The 13,986-nt window shown below is 71.7% G+C and carries 12 protein-coding genes and 1 pseudogene; 5 read left to right on the top strand and 8 right to left on the bottom strand.

Features of this window, described 5'->3' with window-relative positions:
• Positions 1-28: 28 nt before the first annotated feature.
• The 6 genes from AQI95_RS29345 to AQI95_RS29320 all read right to left on the bottom strand — a co-directional run bounded on the left by AQI95_RS29345 (position 29) and on the right by AQI95_RS29320 (position 6,576).
• Positions 29-1,213 carry a YncE family protein gene (locus AQI95_RS29345; protein WP_067130423.1) on the bottom strand — a complete coding sequence of 395 codons (1,185 nt, stop codon included), beginning with the start codon at positions 1,211-1,213 and terminating at the stop codon, positions 29-31.
• Positions 1,213-2,019 carry a polysaccharide deacetylase family protein gene (locus tag AQI95_RS29340; RefSeq protein WP_067130420.1) on the bottom strand — a complete coding sequence of 269 codons (807 nt, stop codon included), beginning with the start codon at positions 2,017-2,019 and terminating at the stop codon, positions 1,213-1,215. Before AQI95_RS29340 ends, AQI95_RS29345 begins: the two co-directional genes overlap by 1 nt.
• A 126-nt stretch (positions 2,020-2,145) precedes the next feature.
• The gene (locus AQI95_RS29335) at positions 2,146-2,649 is read right to left on the bottom strand and encodes an ATP-binding protein (protein ID WP_067130417.1); all 504 of its coding nucleotides are present in this window, start codon (positions 2,647-2,649) and stop codon (positions 2,146-2,148) included.
• A 298-nt stretch (positions 2,650-2,947) separates the two neighbouring features.
• Positions 2,948-3,715: an enoyl-CoA hydratase/isomerase family protein gene (locus AQI95_RS29330; RefSeq protein ID WP_067130415.1), complete on the bottom strand. Its 768-nt coding sequence runs from the start codon at positions 3,713-3,715 to the stop codon at positions 2,948-2,950.
• Between the two features lie 160 nt (positions 3,716-3,875).
• Positions 3,876-5,105: a L,D-transpeptidase gene (locus AQI95_RS29325; protein WP_425264928.1), complete on the bottom strand. Its 1,230-nt coding sequence runs from the start codon at positions 5,103-5,105 to the stop codon at positions 3,876-3,878.
• 259 nt (positions 5,106-5,364) lie between these two features.
• The gene (locus AQI95_RS29320; protein WP_244188887.1) at positions 5,365-6,576 is read right to left on the bottom strand and encodes a L,D-transpeptidase; all 1,212 of its coding nucleotides are present in this window, start codon (positions 6,574-6,576) and stop codon (positions 5,365-5,367) included.
• Between the two features lie 308 nt (positions 6,577-6,884).
• Between AQI95_RS29320 and glgX the strand changes: the two genes are divergently transcribed.
• The 5 genes and pseudogenes from glgX to AQI95_RS29295 all read left to right on the top strand — a co-directional run bounded on the left by glgX (position 6,885) and on the right by AQI95_RS29295 (position 12,486).
• Positions 6,885-9,146, top strand: coding sequence for a glycogen debranching protein GlgX (glgX, locus tag AQI95_RS29315; RefSeq protein WP_208614289.1), 2,262 nt, complete (start codon positions 6,885-6,887; stop codon positions 9,144-9,146).
• Between the two features lie 112 nt (positions 9,147-9,258).
• The gene (locus AQI95_RS29310; RefSeq protein ID WP_067130412.1) at positions 9,259-9,765 is read left to right on the top strand and encodes a SigE family RNA polymerase sigma factor; all 507 of its coding nucleotides are present in this window, start codon (positions 9,259-9,261) and stop codon (positions 9,763-9,765) included.
• Between the two features lie 73 nt (positions 9,766-9,838).
• Entirely contained in the window at positions 9,839-10,369 is a 531-nt protein-coding gene (locus AQI95_RS29305; protein WP_244188900.1) for a hypothetical protein, read from the top strand.
• Between the two features lie 66 nt (positions 10,370-10,435).
• Positions 10,436-11,221, top strand: a pseudogene (locus AQI95_RS29300) (dolichyl-phosphate beta-glucosyltransferase); the annotation flags it as partial.
• A 26-nt stretch (positions 11,222-11,247) separates the two neighbouring features.
• Positions 11,248-12,486, top strand: coding sequence for a glycosyltransferase family protein (locus tag AQI95_RS29295; RefSeq protein WP_067130407.1), 1,239 nt, complete (start codon positions 11,248-11,250; stop codon positions 12,484-12,486).
• A 99-nt stretch (positions 12,487-12,585) separates the two neighbouring features.
• Here the strand turns inward: AQI95_RS29295 and AQI95_RS29290 are convergent, their stop codons facing one another.
• A complete protein-coding gene (locus AQI95_RS29290) occupies positions 12,586-13,110 on the bottom strand; it encodes a hypothetical protein (protein WP_067130404.1) in 525 nt (174 codons plus the stop codon).
• Between the two features lie 276 nt (positions 13,111-13,386).
• The gene (locus AQI95_RS29285) at positions 13,387-13,887 is read right to left on the bottom strand and encodes a hypothetical protein (protein ID WP_067130401.1); all 501 of its coding nucleotides are present in this window, start codon (positions 13,885-13,887) and stop codon (positions 13,387-13,389) included.
• Positions 13,888-13,986: the final 99 nt, after the last annotated feature.

The following is a 13,986-nucleotide window of genomic DNA, read 5'->3' as shown; positions in this document are numbered from 1 at the left end:
AACGGCGGCGTGTCCAACTGACCGTGGTTCAACGGAAGATGCCCGTGTGACCCAGCGAGTAGCGGCCCGGCTGGGGATAGACCGCGAGGCCGTGCGGGCCGCTGCCGACCTTGATGCGGGCCAGCTGCCTGCCCGTGTGCGTGTCGATGGCGTACACCTCGGAGTTGTAGCGGCCGGACAGCCACAGGACCTTGCCGTCGGCGGAGACGCCGCCCATGTCGGGGCTGCCGCCGCCGGGCAGGTGCCACTTCTCGGCGAGCCGGTTCCGGGCGAAGTCGAAGACGGAGATCGAGCCCTCGCCCCGGTTGGAGATGTACATCTCGCGGGAGTCGCGGCTGATGTAGAGGCCGTGGCAGCCCTTGCCGGTGTAGAGGAAACGGGGCTTTGCGAAGGTGTCGCCGTCGAGGATCCACAGGCCGTTGGCCACCATGTCGGCGATGTAGAACAGCTTGCCGTCCGGGGAGATCTTGACGTCCTGCGGCATCGCCCCGCGGTACGGCAGCTTCTGCTGGGCGACGACCTTCATGCGCGCGGTGTCGACCTTGAGCAGTTCGCCGCTGAACTCGCAGGAGACGATGAAGTAGCGGCCGTCCGGGGAGAAGTCGGCGTGGTTGACGCCGTAGCAGCGGACCGGGACGGCCTTGGCGACCTTCATCGTGTGCGCGTCGCGGAAGACCAGCTGGCGGTCCATCGACGCCATGACGACGGCGTACTTGCCGTCGGGCGTGAAGTACAGGTTGTACGGGTCGTGCACGTCGACCGGCTTGCCGGCCTTGCCGGTTCTCGGGTCGATGGGGGTGAGGCTGTTGCCGAGGTCGTTGTTGACCCAGAGGGTCTTCAGGTCCCAGGAGGGTACGACGTGCTGGGGCTGGCGGCCGACCGGGATCGTGTCGATGATCTTGTAGGTCGCGGGGTCGAGGACGGTGACGGTGTTGGAGTTGGTGTTGGGGACGTACACCCGGGAGGGGAAGTTCCGCACGACCGGCGAGAGCCGGTTCGGGCGGTCGGCGGAGTAGAGGTCCTCGCGGTTCTCCACCGGCGGCATCCCGGGCAGCACGTTCACCCCCTGGGCTTCGACCCGCGGCCGTGCGGGGGGCTTGCTGCCGATGGCCTCGTTGTCGTGCCGGGAGCCGGAACTGCACGCGGACAGCAGAGTCAGGGCGGTGAGGGCGGCGCCCGCGGCCAGCAGGCGGGCGGCTTTCGTGGTTCGCATCAGCTCAGCAGCTCCGTGGTGGTGACCGCGCGCAGTCCGCGCCGGTCGAGTTCGTGGAGGAGGTCGGGCAGGGCGGCGACCGTGTCCGGGTATCCGAAGTGCAGGCTCACCACCGACCCGCCGCGCACCTCGGCGAGAACCTTGCGGGTGACGGCGGCGGCGCCGGGGCGGGTGTAGTCGAGCGAGTCGACGTCGTACGACAGCACGTGGGGGTAGCCGGCGGTGCGGGCGAGCCGCGTGACCAGCGGGGAGGCGGTCGGCGAGCGCGAGGGGCGGAACCAGGTGCCGATGGAGCCGGTGAGCCGCTTGAGCCGGTCCGCGCAGTCGGTGATCTCCTTGCGGGCGTCCGCCTCGGCCATGGTGTTGATGGAGATGTGCCGCTGGGTGTGGTTGCCGAGGTCGTGGCCGCCGTCGAGGATCCGCCGGGCGACGTCGGGGTGTTCGTCGAGCCAGGTGCCGACGGCGAGCACGGTGAGGTGGGCGCCCCGCTTCTCCGCCGCCTCGAGCAGCGAGTGGGCGATGCCGGGGTCCCCCTGGCCGTGGAAGGTGAGGGCGACCTGGGGGCGGGTGCGCGGACCGTGGGTGATCTGGGCGGGCTGTGCGGGGTAGGGGCGCGGGGCGGGGGCCGCCCGGACGCCGGCCGTGGGGGCACCGGCCGTGCGGTGGCCGGAGGCAGGGGCGGACGGGGAGGCGGCGGGCGGGGCGGCCTGGCCTGCGCCGCAACCGGCGGCGAGCGCGCCGCCGACGGCGAGCCCGGCGCCCGCGCGCAGCACCCCGCGTCGGTTGGTGGTGGTCACGCGCACCATTTAAGGGGCGATAGGTAAGAAAACCGCCGATTACCCCGAATGGGGGGCGATTTCGGGTCGCGCCCGGAGCAACGACCTGACCAGGGGGCGACCACCGGACTCCCGCCCTCACCGCAACGACAGGACCTAGCGGTCGGCGACTCTCATCTCGAACCATGTCGTCTTGCCGCGCGGCAGCAGATCCACGCCCCAGCGGTCGGAGAGTTTGTCCACGAGGAACAGGCCGCGGCCGCTGACGTCCATCTCCTGAACCGGCATCAGACAGGGCAGGCCGCGCGAGGGATCGCGGACCTCCACCCGGATCCAGCCGGGGCGGCGGCGCATCCGCAGGCCGAAGACCCGGGCGCCGGTGTGCCGTACGGCGTTGCCGACGAGTTCGGACACGAGTAAGACCGCGTCCTCGGTCAGCTTGGGGGTCAGCCGCCAGGTCCGCAGAACGACGACCTGGGCGAGGCGGCGCGCGGTGGCCGCGGATTCCGGGCGGGAGGGCAGCGGTACCTCTGCCTCCGTCGGGTTGCCGAACAGTTCGAGCGCCCTGAGCGCCTGTTCGTCCTCGACCGCGGGCGACCAGCGCGCCGCGGCCGCACGGCTGTGTCCCCGCGGCTGTTCGATGCCCTCCAGCCCCGCCATGCCCCCATGATGGCGGCCCGGAGCCCTCTTGGGGGCCGTTCCGGAGGAATACGCCCCCTGTACGCCCCTGTTCCACGCCGCGCGACCGGCATATGCCGACGTCATGTCACTGGCCGGCAGGGCCCGGTTGACCTGCGCGGACGGCTCACTTCCGGGCAATCGTCAGGCTCCCTCGACAGCACAGGCTTAAGGTTGCCTTAAGGCTCCCATAAACCGCTCCATCGAGGGACCCGGAGGAGACGATGCGTCAATTGCAAGGGATCCCACAGGAGTTACGGGGAAGTTCACCCCGCTGACGTCAGAGGAACTTGGCCTTGCCCGGACCCTCCTCGACGAAGCTGCGCATGCCGCGCTCGCGGTCCTCGGTGGCGAACAGGCCCGCGAACCAACCGCGTTCGACGGCGAGACCGGTGTCGATGTCGGTCTCCAGGCCGGTGTCGATCGACTCCTTCGCCGCGCGCAGGGCGATCGCCGGGCCCTGCGCGAGCCTCGCGGCCCAGGCGTGCGCCTGCTCGTAGACCTCGGCGGCCGGGACGACCCGGTCCACCAGGCCGATCGCGAGGGCCTCGTCGGCCTTCACCTGACGGCCCGTGAAGATGAGGTCCTTGGCCTTGGAGGGGCCGATCAGCCGGGGCAGCCGCTGGGTGCCGCCGGCGCCCGGGATCAGTCCGAGCAGGATCTCGGGCTGGCCGAGCTTGGCGTTGTCGGCAGCGATGCGGTAGTCGGCGCACAGGGCCAGCTCGCAGCCGCCGCCGAGGGCGTAGCCGGTGATGGCGGCGACGACGGGCTTGGGGATACGGGTCACGGCCGTGAAGGAGTCCTGCAGGGCGCGGGCGCGCTGGATCATCGCGGGGTGGTCCATGTTCTGCATTTCCTTGATGTCCGCGCCCGCCGCGAACACCCGCTCACCGCCGTAGATCACCACGGCGCGCACGTCGTCGCGGCGCGTGGCCTCCTCGGCCAGTTCCTTCAGCCGGTCCTGGGTGGCGACGTCCAGCGCGTTCATCGGCGGCCGGTCCAGACGCAGGGTTCCGACACCTTCGGCGACTTCGAGATTGACGGTCATGCAGGCAGGTTAACGGGGACTAACGGCGACGGGGCGGGTGCGGTCGATCACACTCGGCCGGGGGTCTGGGGGTTGCCCCCAGGCGGGCACAGCACGGGGACCAACGGCGACGGACCCGGTGCCGTACCTCACAGCACCGGGTCCGTACGTCACGCGTGGGTCACTTCGTCCAGTCCGCCCAGGACATGTTCCAGCCGTTGAGCCCGTTGTCCGGGGCCACCGTGTGGTCGTGGGAGTTCTTCACGATCACCACGTCGCCGATGATCGAGTGGTTGAACATCCAGGCGGCCGGGGTGGACTTGTCGTAGCCGCCGCGCACGTCGCTCAGGCCGACACAGCCGTGGCTGGCGTTGTAGTTGCCGAACGCGTCGCCGCCCCAGTAGTTGCCGTGCAGGAAGGTGCCGGAGGTGGTCAGGCGCATGGCGTGCGGGACGTCCTTGATGTCGTACTCGCCACCGTAGCCGACGGTCTCGCCGTTCATACGGGTGACGGCGAGCCGCTCGCTGATGACCATCTGGCCGTTCCAGGTCGCGTAGCCGGGCTTGCCGGTGGTGACCGGGATGGTCTTGACGACCTTGCCGTCCTGGGTGACCTTCATCGTGTGCTTCGCGGCGTCCACGACGGAGACCTGGTTGCGGCCGATGGTGAACTTCACGGTCTTGTGCTGCTCGCCGTAGACGCCGGCGCGGCCCTCGACCCCGTCGAGGTCGAGGTCGACGGTGACCTTGGTGCCTTCCTTCCAGTACTTCTCGGGGCGGAAGTCCAGGCGGTCGTTGCCGAACCAGTGGCCCTCGACGTCGACGGCGGGCTGGGTCGTGATCTTGATGGCCTTCTCGACGGCCTTCGGGTCGGTGATGCCCCGGGTGAAGTTGACGGAGAACGGCATGCCGACGCCGACGGTGGAGCCGTCCTCGGGGGTGAAGTCGCCGAGGAAGGTGTTCTTCGGGGTCAGCGTCGTGAACGTGGAGTCCTCGGCGGCCGCACGGCCGTCGGAGTCCTTGGCGACCGCGTGCACCGTGTACTTGGTGGCCGCGGCCAGGTGGCTCGACGGCGTCCACGACGCGCCGGAGCCGGTGATGGTGCCGTCGATCTTCTCGCCCTTGGCGTCCTTGACGGTGACCTCGGTCAGCTTGCCCTTGGCGACGTCCACCTTCAGCGCGCCGCTGGTGTCGACGCCGGTGGCGCCGGACTTGGGCGTGATGGTGACCGCGGCGGTGGACTGCCGCTCGGCCTGCTGGGTGCCGCCCTTGCCCTTGCCGTCGTCCGCCCCCTTGCCGCCTCCCCCGCCGCACGCGGTGAGGGACAGCACCAGGGCGCCGGCCATGACCGCCAGTCCCCCACGACCTCGCCGCCCCGCCGTCGACGCCCCCGATATAGGCCGCACGTTCAACTCGTTCTCCCCTCGCCGGACCTGGTCAGGCCCGCTCCCCACCACATTGGTGCGCGCATATTAACCGTCTGGTTCTCAGCGGGGTGTCAGGCGTATGTCACCGTTGCGTCGCAACTTCCGTCCGGCGCGCCGACTGCGGACCCCGCCCCAGGAACGTCTACCCGCCCCGGGCCGAAAGCGTGCCGGAGCGCGGGGACATGGCCCGGAGCGGCTTCGTCGTCGCGGTACCGGCGGGGAAGGGAGTCCCGCCCCCCGGCGGTCACTTGGCGGACGGATCCGCCGTCCACTGCGGCCAGGGCATGTTCCAGCCGCCCAGGCCGTTGTCGGGGGCGACCGTCCGCTCCGCGCTGTTGACCACCTCGATGACGTCACCGATGAGGCTGCGGTCGAAGAACCAGCCCGCGGGGGTGTCCGAGCCGCCCCCCTTGACGTCCCTGAGGCCCACGCAGCCGTGGCTGACGTTGACGTGCCCGGGGGCGGTCGGCGACCAGTAGTTGCCGTGCAGGAAGGTGCCGGAGTCGGTGAGCTTCATGGCGTGCGGGACGTCGGGGATGTCGTACTCGCCGCCGAAGCCGACCGTGCGGCTGTTCATGCGGGTGACGTCCAGCATGTCCATCACCACCATCCTGCCGTTGTACGTGGGGTTCCTCGGAGCGCCCGCGGTGACGGGCACGGTGGCGAGCAGCCGGCCGTCCCGGCGTACCTCCATGGTGTGCCGGGCCGCGTCCACCAGCGAGACCTGGCTGCGGCCTACGGTGAAGGCGAAGGTCTTGTCCTGCAGCCCGTAGACGCCGGGCGCTCCCTGGACGTCGCGCAGGTTCAGGTCGACGGTGACCTCGGTGCCGGGTTTCCAGTACTGCTCGGGGCGGAAGTCCAGACGGTCGTTGCCGAACCAGTGCGGGCGGATCTCGACGGGCGGCCGTGCGCTGACCCGGACGGCACGTGCGACGGCGGCGCGGTCGGTGATGTGCCGGTTGAAGGCGAGCGAGACGATCATGCCGGTGCCGACGACGGCACGGTTCTCGGGGGTGACGTAGCCGATGAACCGCTGGTCGGGGACGAGCGTCGTGAACGTGGTGTGCCGGGCCGAACGGCGGCCGTCCGGATCCACTGCCACGACGTCGACGGTGTACCTGGCGGCGAGCGCCAGCCGGTCCTCGTCCGGACGCCAGGTCAGGCCGTCGGCGCTGATCCGCCCGGGGACCGCGGAGTCCTGCGCGTCCTGCGACTTCACGACGGTCACCTTCTCCAGACGGCCGCCGGGCACCCGGATCCGCAGCGGCCGGCCGGGACGGACGGCCCTGCCGCCGTCGGCGGGGGTGACGCGGATGACGTCCTCGGGTGCCGGGGGTGCGCCGGGCTCCCCGCCCGGGGCGAGCGGGCCGGAGCACCCCGCGAGCAGGGCCGCCCATGCCATCGCGGCGGCCAGCACGGCTCCCGTGCGCCGTGCGCGTCCTTCTACGTGCCTCACGCGGGGCTCAACGACCGGGCCCGCTCCGGGGAAACGTGAGTGCGACGCACGCACTGGGCAGAACAGAGGGAAGGACGACACGCTGGGGAGCCGCCGCGCCCGCGCCGGAGGGGGCGCCTTCTGGATCCGTCGGCCGGATCAGCCGGCCGTGAGGGACGAAACGGCCGACGCCGACACGATCGAGAAGGCACCCCCTCCTGCCGGGGCGCAGCCGTACCGGGTGGCCGGGGTGCCGCGGGGCACACCCGGCCCTTCGGCACGGCCGACTGCGCCGCCCCGGGGGCGAGCCACTGAAAGAGGGGCCGAAGGTGACGAGCGCAGCCGAGCAGCGGGCACCGGCCGGGGAGCCGGCCGCCGGGACCGGGCAGCAGCCGGCCGTGGTGAACGGCGCCCGGCGCGCCGCGGTGCCGGCCCCGGTGGTGTGGCCGGGTGCGCCGACCCCGCTGGGGGCCCGGTTCCGGGTCGGCCCGGACGGGGTCGCGGGCACCAACTTCGCGCTGTGGGCGGCCGGGGCGGAGGCGGTCCGGGTGTGCCTGTTCGACGAGCGGGGCCGCGAGACACAGCTCGGTCTGAGCGAACTGACCCACGAGATCTGGCACGGCTTCGTGCCGGGCGTGATGCCGGGGCAGCGCTACGGCTACCGGGTGGACGGCCGCTGGGACCCCTGGACCGGCGCCCGCTGGAACCCGGCCAAACTGCTGCTGGACCCCTACGCGCGGGCGGTGGACGCGGGCGAGGGAAACGACTACGGCCGGCTGCCGCCCGAGGTGTACGGGCATGTCCGGGACTGGCCCGAGCAGTCGGTCGCCGACACCGTGCGCGACGACCGGGACTCGGCACCGTACGTCCCGAAGGGTGTCGTCGTGCACGACGACGACGACTGGTCCGACGACCGGCGGCCCAAGACGCCCTGGGCGGACTCGGTGATCTACGAACTGCATGTGCGCGGCTTCACCAAGCGGCACCCCGGCATCCCGCGGCAGCTGCGCGGCACGTACGCCGGTCTGGCGCATCCGGCGGCGATCGAGCACCTGGTGACGCTGGGCGTGACGGCCGTCGAGCTGCTCCCCGTCCACCAGTTCGCGCACGAGGACCATCTGCTGCGCCGGGGCCTGCGCAACTACTGGGGCTACAACTCCGTCGGCTACTTCGCCCCGCACGCCGCCTACGCGGCCTCCGGTACGACGGGGCAGCAGGTCGGCGAGTTCAAGCGGATGGTGCGCGCGCTGCACGCCGCCGGCATCGAGGTCATCCTGGACGTGGTCTACAACCACACGGCGGAGGCGGGCGAGTTGGGCCCGACGCTGTCTCTGAAGGGCATCGACAACCGTGGCTACTACCGGCTCCAGGACGACGCCCGCCGGTACGCCGACTACACCGGCTGCGGCAACACCCTGCACGTGGTCCGGCCCCAGGTGCTGCGGCTGATCACCGACTCGCTGCGCTACTGGGTGACGGAGATGGGCGTGGACGGCTTCCGCTTCGACCTCGCGGCGGCGCTGGCCCGTTCGATGCACGACGTCGACATGCTGTCGCCGTTCCTGGCCGTGATCGCCCAGGACCCGGTCCTCAGGCGCGTCAAGCTGATCGCCGAGCCCTGGGACATCGGCTCCGGCGGCTACCAGGTGGGTGCCTTCCCACCCCTGTGGACGGAGTGGAACGACCGCTACCGGGGCGCGGTCCGGGACTTCTGGCGGCACGCCCTGCCGGACGTCCGCGAGATGGGCTACCGGCTGTCCGGCTCCAGCGACCTGTACGCCTGGGGCGGGCGGCGCCCGTACGCCTCGGTCAACTTCGTCACCGCGCACGACGGTTTCACCCTGCGCGACCTGGTGTCGTACGAGCGCAAGCACAACGAGGCCAACGGCGAGGACAACCGTGACGGCACCGACGACAACCGTTCCTGGAACTGCGGCACGGAGGGCGAGACGCGGGACGAGGGGGTACGGGCGCTGCGCCGGCGCCAGCTGCGCAATCTGCTGACGACCCTGCTGCTGTCCACCGGCGTGCCCATGCTGGTGGCAGGCGACGAACTCGGCCGCACCCAGCGCGGCAACAACAACGCCTACTGCCAGGACAACGAGATCGGCTGGGTGGACTGGTCGCTGCTGGACGACCCGGCCTGGCGTCCGCTGTTCGACCTGACCTGCCGGCTGATCGCACTGCGCCACCGGCACCCGGTGCTGCACCGCCGCGCCTTCTTCTCCGGCCGCGCGCACGCGGCGGACGGGCTGCGCGACCTGGCCTGGTTCACCCCGCGGGGCACGGAGATGACCGAGGCCGACTGGTACGCCCCCGCGGCCACGCTCGGCATGTATCTGTCCGGGCGGGACATCCCGGGCCGTGACGAACGGGGCGCGCCGGTCACGGACGACAGTTTTCTCGCGGTGCTGCACGCGGGCGACGGCCCGACCGGCTTCGTCCTGCCGGGTCCGCCGTGGGCCGAGCGGTACGAGGTGCTCGTGGACACCTCCCGCGAGGACCAGGCCGAACCGCCGGGTACGGTCCACGGGGCGGCGGCGCGGATCACGGTGCCGGCACGCGCGGTGCTGCTGCTGAGGGTGGCCTGAGCCTGTGTGAGAACCGTGCGTGACGCGGATCACGCCCTTCGGGTGCAGCGCCCCAGGGGCTCCAGGGCCTTATTCCTGGTGTAGGCAGCCGGCGAGGACAGGAACCGTGAGGATGGAGCAGGCCAGGGCCGGTGAGTACGACGCGTTCGTGGCGGCCCGCTGGTCGGTGTTGTTCCATCTGGCCCGTCTGCTCACCGGAGGGGATCGGCATCGGGCCGAGGACCTGTTGCAGGAGTCCTTGGTCAAGCTGTGGTTCGTCTGGCCGAAGGTCGCCGACGAGGCACCGGAGGCGTATGTGCGCCAGGTGCTGGCGCGGGCCGCGGGCCGTTCCGCCCGTCGGCGCTGGTGGGGCGAGCGGCCGGTGGAGGTGCTGCCCGAGGTGGCGGCGAGTGGCGACATGTCGGCGACCGTGGCCGAACGCTCCCGGCTGGAGGCGGCGCTCGCCCAGCTGAGCCCGCAGCAGCGCGCCGCGGTCGTCCTGCGCTACTACCAGGACCTGCCCGACCGGCAGGTCGCGGAGATTCTGGGCTGCCCGGCGGGCACCGCCCGGTCCCATGCCGCGCGCGGGGTGGCCCGGCTGCGCCGGCTGCTGGCCGACGTCATCGAGCCGGTGGGGTGAGGGGGGACGCATGGAGCACATGGATCAGCGGGATCACATCGATCGCACGGATCACTTGGATCACGTGGATGACGTGGATGACGCGAATGACGTGGATCACTTCGAGCGGCAGCTGGCGCGGCTCATGCACGGCACCCGTGAGCAGACGGCCTTCGACGCCGGGCGCCGGGACCGGCTGCACGCGGGCGTGCGCGCCCGGCGCCGGGTGCGCGCGGCACGCCGGGCGGCCGGTTCCGTGCTGGCGCTGGCCGGGCTCGGCCTCGGGCTGTTCCTGTGGCCGCACGGCCATGTCGACGACCGGCCCAGCGCCCCGCGTCCCCGGCCCGCGACCAGTCCGACGCCCGGCCCGAGCATCTCTCCGAGCACCACGAACTCGCCGAGCGGGCCACCGCCGTCGTCCGCGACGGACTCCCCGACCCCGGACTCGACGCCGACCACCTCCAACCCGCCCGGGGCGGACGGGGGTTCGGCCACCAGCACCCAGCCGGCGCCGCCCGCCACGACCACGTCGCAGATCAGCACCACTCCCCCGGCCTCCGCGACACAGAGCGCACCGGCCGGACCGTCGGACACCCCTTCGTCGGAGATCAGCCCGACCCCCTGACCCGCCCCTCCCACCCCTTCCGCGTGCTTCGGCATGCCCGTATCTCTGGAACAAACGGGGAGCAACATGATGAAACTCCGCTCCGGCCGACCGTCGGCCCTGGCCCCCGCGCCTCGGCGCACCCCCCTGCCGAACCACGCCGAGGATCCCGTCCTGGACCTGGCCGTACCGGTGTTCAACGAGGAGAAGGACCTGGAGCCGAACGTCCGGCGGCTGCACACGCATCTGCGGGACACCTTCCCCTACCCGTTCCGGATCACCATCGCCGACAACGCGAGCACCGACGCCACCCCGGAGATCGCCGCCCGGCTCGCCGGCGAACTGCCCGAGGTGGTCTCGCTGCGGCTGCCCGAGAAGGGCCGCGGCCGGGCCCTCAGGGCGGCCTGGTCGGACTCGCGGGCGCCCGTGGTCGGGTATCTGGACGTCGACCTGTCCACCGGGCTCGCGGCGCTGCTGCCGCTGGTCGCGCCGCTCATCTCGGGCCATTCCGACCTGGCCATCGGCACCCGGCTCGCGTCCGGCGCACGCGTGGTGCGCGGCGCCAAGCGCGAGGTCATCTCCCGCTGCTACAACGTGCTGCTGCGCTGCACGCTCGCCGTCGGCTTCTCCGACGCGCAGTGCGGGTTCAAGGCGGTGCGCCGCGATGTCGCCGAACGGCTGCTGCCGCTGGTGCGGGACGGGGAGTGGTTCTTCGACACCGAGCTGCTGGTGCTGGCCGAGCGGGCGGGCCTGCGGATCCACGAGGTCCCGGTGGACTGGGTGGACGACCCCGACAGCAGCGTCGACATCGTCGCGACCGCGCTGGCCGACCTGCGCGGGATCGCGCGGATGCGCCGGACCCTGGCCCGCGGCCGGCGCCGTACCGGGCCGGTCGCCCCATGACCGTGACCATGCCCCGGCTCCGGACCCCGGCCGCACAGCCCGCGTCGGGCTCCCGGCTGCGGGCCGCCGCCCACCGGCACGGCCCCGTGCTCGCGCTGTTCGGCGCGCTGAAGCTGGCCGGTTTCTGCTCCTTCATGTACCTGCTGTCCTCCGCCGGGGACTTCCGCACCAAGGACCCCCGGTTCGGCGGCGGAGCGCACGCCTGGGACGTGCTCGCCACCTGGGACGGCTGGTGGTACCAGCAGATCGCCCTGCACGGCTACGACCCGCGGCTCGTCCCCGTCCCGGGCGCCACCGGCCTGATCACGCTGGAGGGCAACTCGGCGGCGTTCTTCCCGCTGTACCCGGCCCTGACACGGATGGTCATGGCGGTCACCGGCCTCGGCTCGTACGGCGCGGGCCTGCTGGTGTCGATCCTCGCCTCCTTCGCCGCCGCCCTCGGCATCTACGCGGTCGCCGAGCGGTTCGGCGGGCGGCGGGCCGGGTTCGCCGCGGCCGGGCTGTGGGCGGTGTGGCCGGGCTCGGGCGTGGAGTGGGCGGTCTACTCGGACTCCCTGTACGTCGCCCTGGCCGCCTGGACCTGTCACGCCGTCATGACCCGCCGCTGGCTCACCGCCGGCGTCCTCGCCTTCGCCGCCGGCCTCAACCGGCCCACGGCCGCCGCGCTGATCGCCGGGCTCGGCATCGCCGCCCTGCTGTCGCTGCGCCGCAGCGAGGACGGCGTCCTGCGCCCGCTGCTGGCAGCGGCCCTGGCCCCGCTGGGCCTGTTCGGCTACCTCCTGTGGGTCGGCAACCGCATGGGCGACCTGGGCGGCTACTTCACGCTGCAGTCGGGCGCCTGGGCGCACGAGTTCGACTACGGCAAGCAGACCCTGGACGTCCTCTCGTCCGTCCCGGTGGGCAAGTTCGACTATCTCTTCGCGTACCCCTTCGCGGACGTCATCTCGGTCGGCGTCATCCTGCTGGCCTGCGCGCTGCTGCCACTGCTGATACGGCTGCGCCCGCCGGCGGTGCTGATCGTGTACACCGTCCTCACCCTCGTCCTGGTCCTCGGCAGCCAGCAGATCGTCGCCAACATCTCCCGCTATCTGCTGCCCTGCTTCCCGCTGTTCCTGCCGCTCGCGGTCGCGATGCGCCGGCTGAGCCTGCCCGTGCAGTGCACCGTGCTCGGCATCGCAGCGCTCGCCTCCGGGTCGTACGCCGGGTACGCCCTGTTCGAGCTGGGGGTGCCGTGATCCGGACGGCCCCGCATCCGACGGGCAGGGCGATCGGCGGCCCGGCGCCGGGGCCGGTTCCTCCCGGGGGAGGCACCGGCCCCGGCGGGTAGTCGGGGCTCAGCTCAGGCCGAGGCTGGACAGGGCGGTCGTCCAGTCGGTCATCATGGCCTTCTGCGCATCGGTGAGGCTGACCTCATCCGCGCAGACGGCCTTCTTCAGCTTGTTCTCGACGGAGTCCTTGTCCGCGGAGGTCTCGTTGCCGTAGTGCGGCTCGGGCCACAGGTTCTGCTCGCTCCTCGGGGCGCCGCCGAGTTCGAGCGGGACGAAGTGGTCCTCCTCGTAGTCCGAGAGGCTGGTGTCGGAGTAGCCGTACTCGACGATCTGCTTCTTCTTCAGCGCGGTGGTGTAGGAGCTGGGCGGCCGCACGGTCGCGGTCCAGCCGGAGACGCAGATGGTGGAGCCGATGGTGCTCTGGGTGACGTCGGGGTTGAGGTCCCCGGGCGTACAGGCCGGGTCGGGCAGGGGGAGGTAGCTCTGGCTGCAGCCGGCGGCGTGGGCGGAGCCGGTGGTGACGGTGAGGCCCGCGGCGGCGAGGGCCAGCGTGGCGAGGGTGGTCACCAGAGGGCGCGGTGTTCGGGACATGTGGGGGTCTCCCGGTGGGGGGCCCGGCAAAGATTCCGGGCGGTCGTGGGCATGACAGCACCGGGATCATCTATGCGGGTAGACCTCTTTGCCCGACCGAGAGTCGGTTTGATTTAACGTTTGTCCATGCGGGAACAGCCCGAGACAAGGTCTTGATGCGGCCTTGACGAGAGCCTCCGAAACGGGTTCGGACACGCGGGCCGGGGCGGCATGACGTCTCGTCAACCATCCGCCACAGCCCGCGTGAACACAAGGCGAACCCGCGCTGTCCGCGGGTCAGCTCAGTCCGCTGACCGTGCCGCCGAAGATCCCGTTGCCGACGGACAGGGCGTAGCCGTCGCCGTTGCTCAGGTACCAGTGGGCGAAACTGCCGTAGGCGGTGCCGAAGCGCAGGACGACCTGCGTGGAGCTCCAGGAGACGACGGTGATGCCGATGCAGTTGGCGCCGCCGGCGTCGCTGTAGCCGGCTTCGAAGTTGTTGTCGTCGGTGAAGTAGAGCTGGTTGCCGTAGGCGTTGCCGTTGGCGGTGTAGGTCCCGCAGCTGGTCACGTTGTTGTTGGTGCCCGCCGGCGCGGTGGCGCCGAAGCCGGAGCCGTTGACAGTGATCGTCGGCGAGCCGACCCCGGGGCCATGGGTCCCGCTGAAGGACAGCGAGCCGATGGAGGGCTGTGCCGCCGCGGCGGCCGTAGAGGCCTGGGCGGGGGCGGCGGTCGCCGCGAGGCCCGCGGTGAGCGTCAACGCCGTGGCCGCCAGGGCGAGTCTGTGGGTCCAGCTCATGTCTGCGTTCTCCTTTGGGAGGAAGGGTGGGAATCGCGTCGGATCCGGCGTTCCCCACTGTGTCCGGGTGGGGTTTCAACGGGCTTACAGCTATGGTGA

The organism is Streptomyces yokosukanensis (assembly GCF_001514035.1).
Lineage (GTDB): Bacteria > Actinomycetota > Actinomycetes > Streptomycetales > Streptomycetaceae > Streptomyces > Streptomyces yokosukanensis.
This window is presented reverse-complemented; position numbering and strand designations above follow the sequence as displayed.

Excerpts from the sequence above, each read along its gene's own strand:
- AQI95_RS29345 (WP_067130423.1), bottom strand. The coding sequence starts at position 1,213 with ATGCGAACCACGAAAGCCGCCCGCCTGCTGGCCGCGGGCGCCGCCCTC.
- AQI95_RS29340 (WP_067130420.1), bottom strand. The coding sequence starts at position 2,019 with ATGGTGCGCGTGACCACCACCAACCGACGCGGGGTGCTGCGCGCGGGC.
- AQI95_RS29335 (WP_067130417.1), bottom strand. The coding sequence starts at position 2,649 with ATGGCGGGGCTGGAGGGCATCGAACAGCCGCGGGGACACAGCCGTGCG.
- AQI95_RS29330 (WP_067130415.1), bottom strand. The coding sequence starts at position 3,715 with ATGACCGTCAATCTCGAAGTCGCCGAAGGTGTCGGAACCCTGCGTCTG.
- AQI95_RS29310 (WP_067130412.1), top strand. The coding sequence starts at position 9,259 with ATGGAGCAGGCCAGGGCCGGTGAGTACGACGCGTTCGTGGCGGCCCGC.
- AQI95_RS29295 (WP_067130407.1), top strand. The coding sequence starts at position 11,248 with ATGACCGTGACCATGCCCCGGCTCCGGACCCCGGCCGCACAGCCCGCG.
- AQI95_RS29290 (WP_067130404.1), bottom strand. The coding sequence starts at position 13,110 with ATGTCCCGAACACCGCGCCCTCTGGTGACCACCCTCGCCACGCTGGCC.
- AQI95_RS29285 (WP_067130401.1), bottom strand. The coding sequence starts at position 13,887 with ATGAGCTGGACCCACAGACTCGCCCTGGCGGCCACGGCGTTGACGCTC.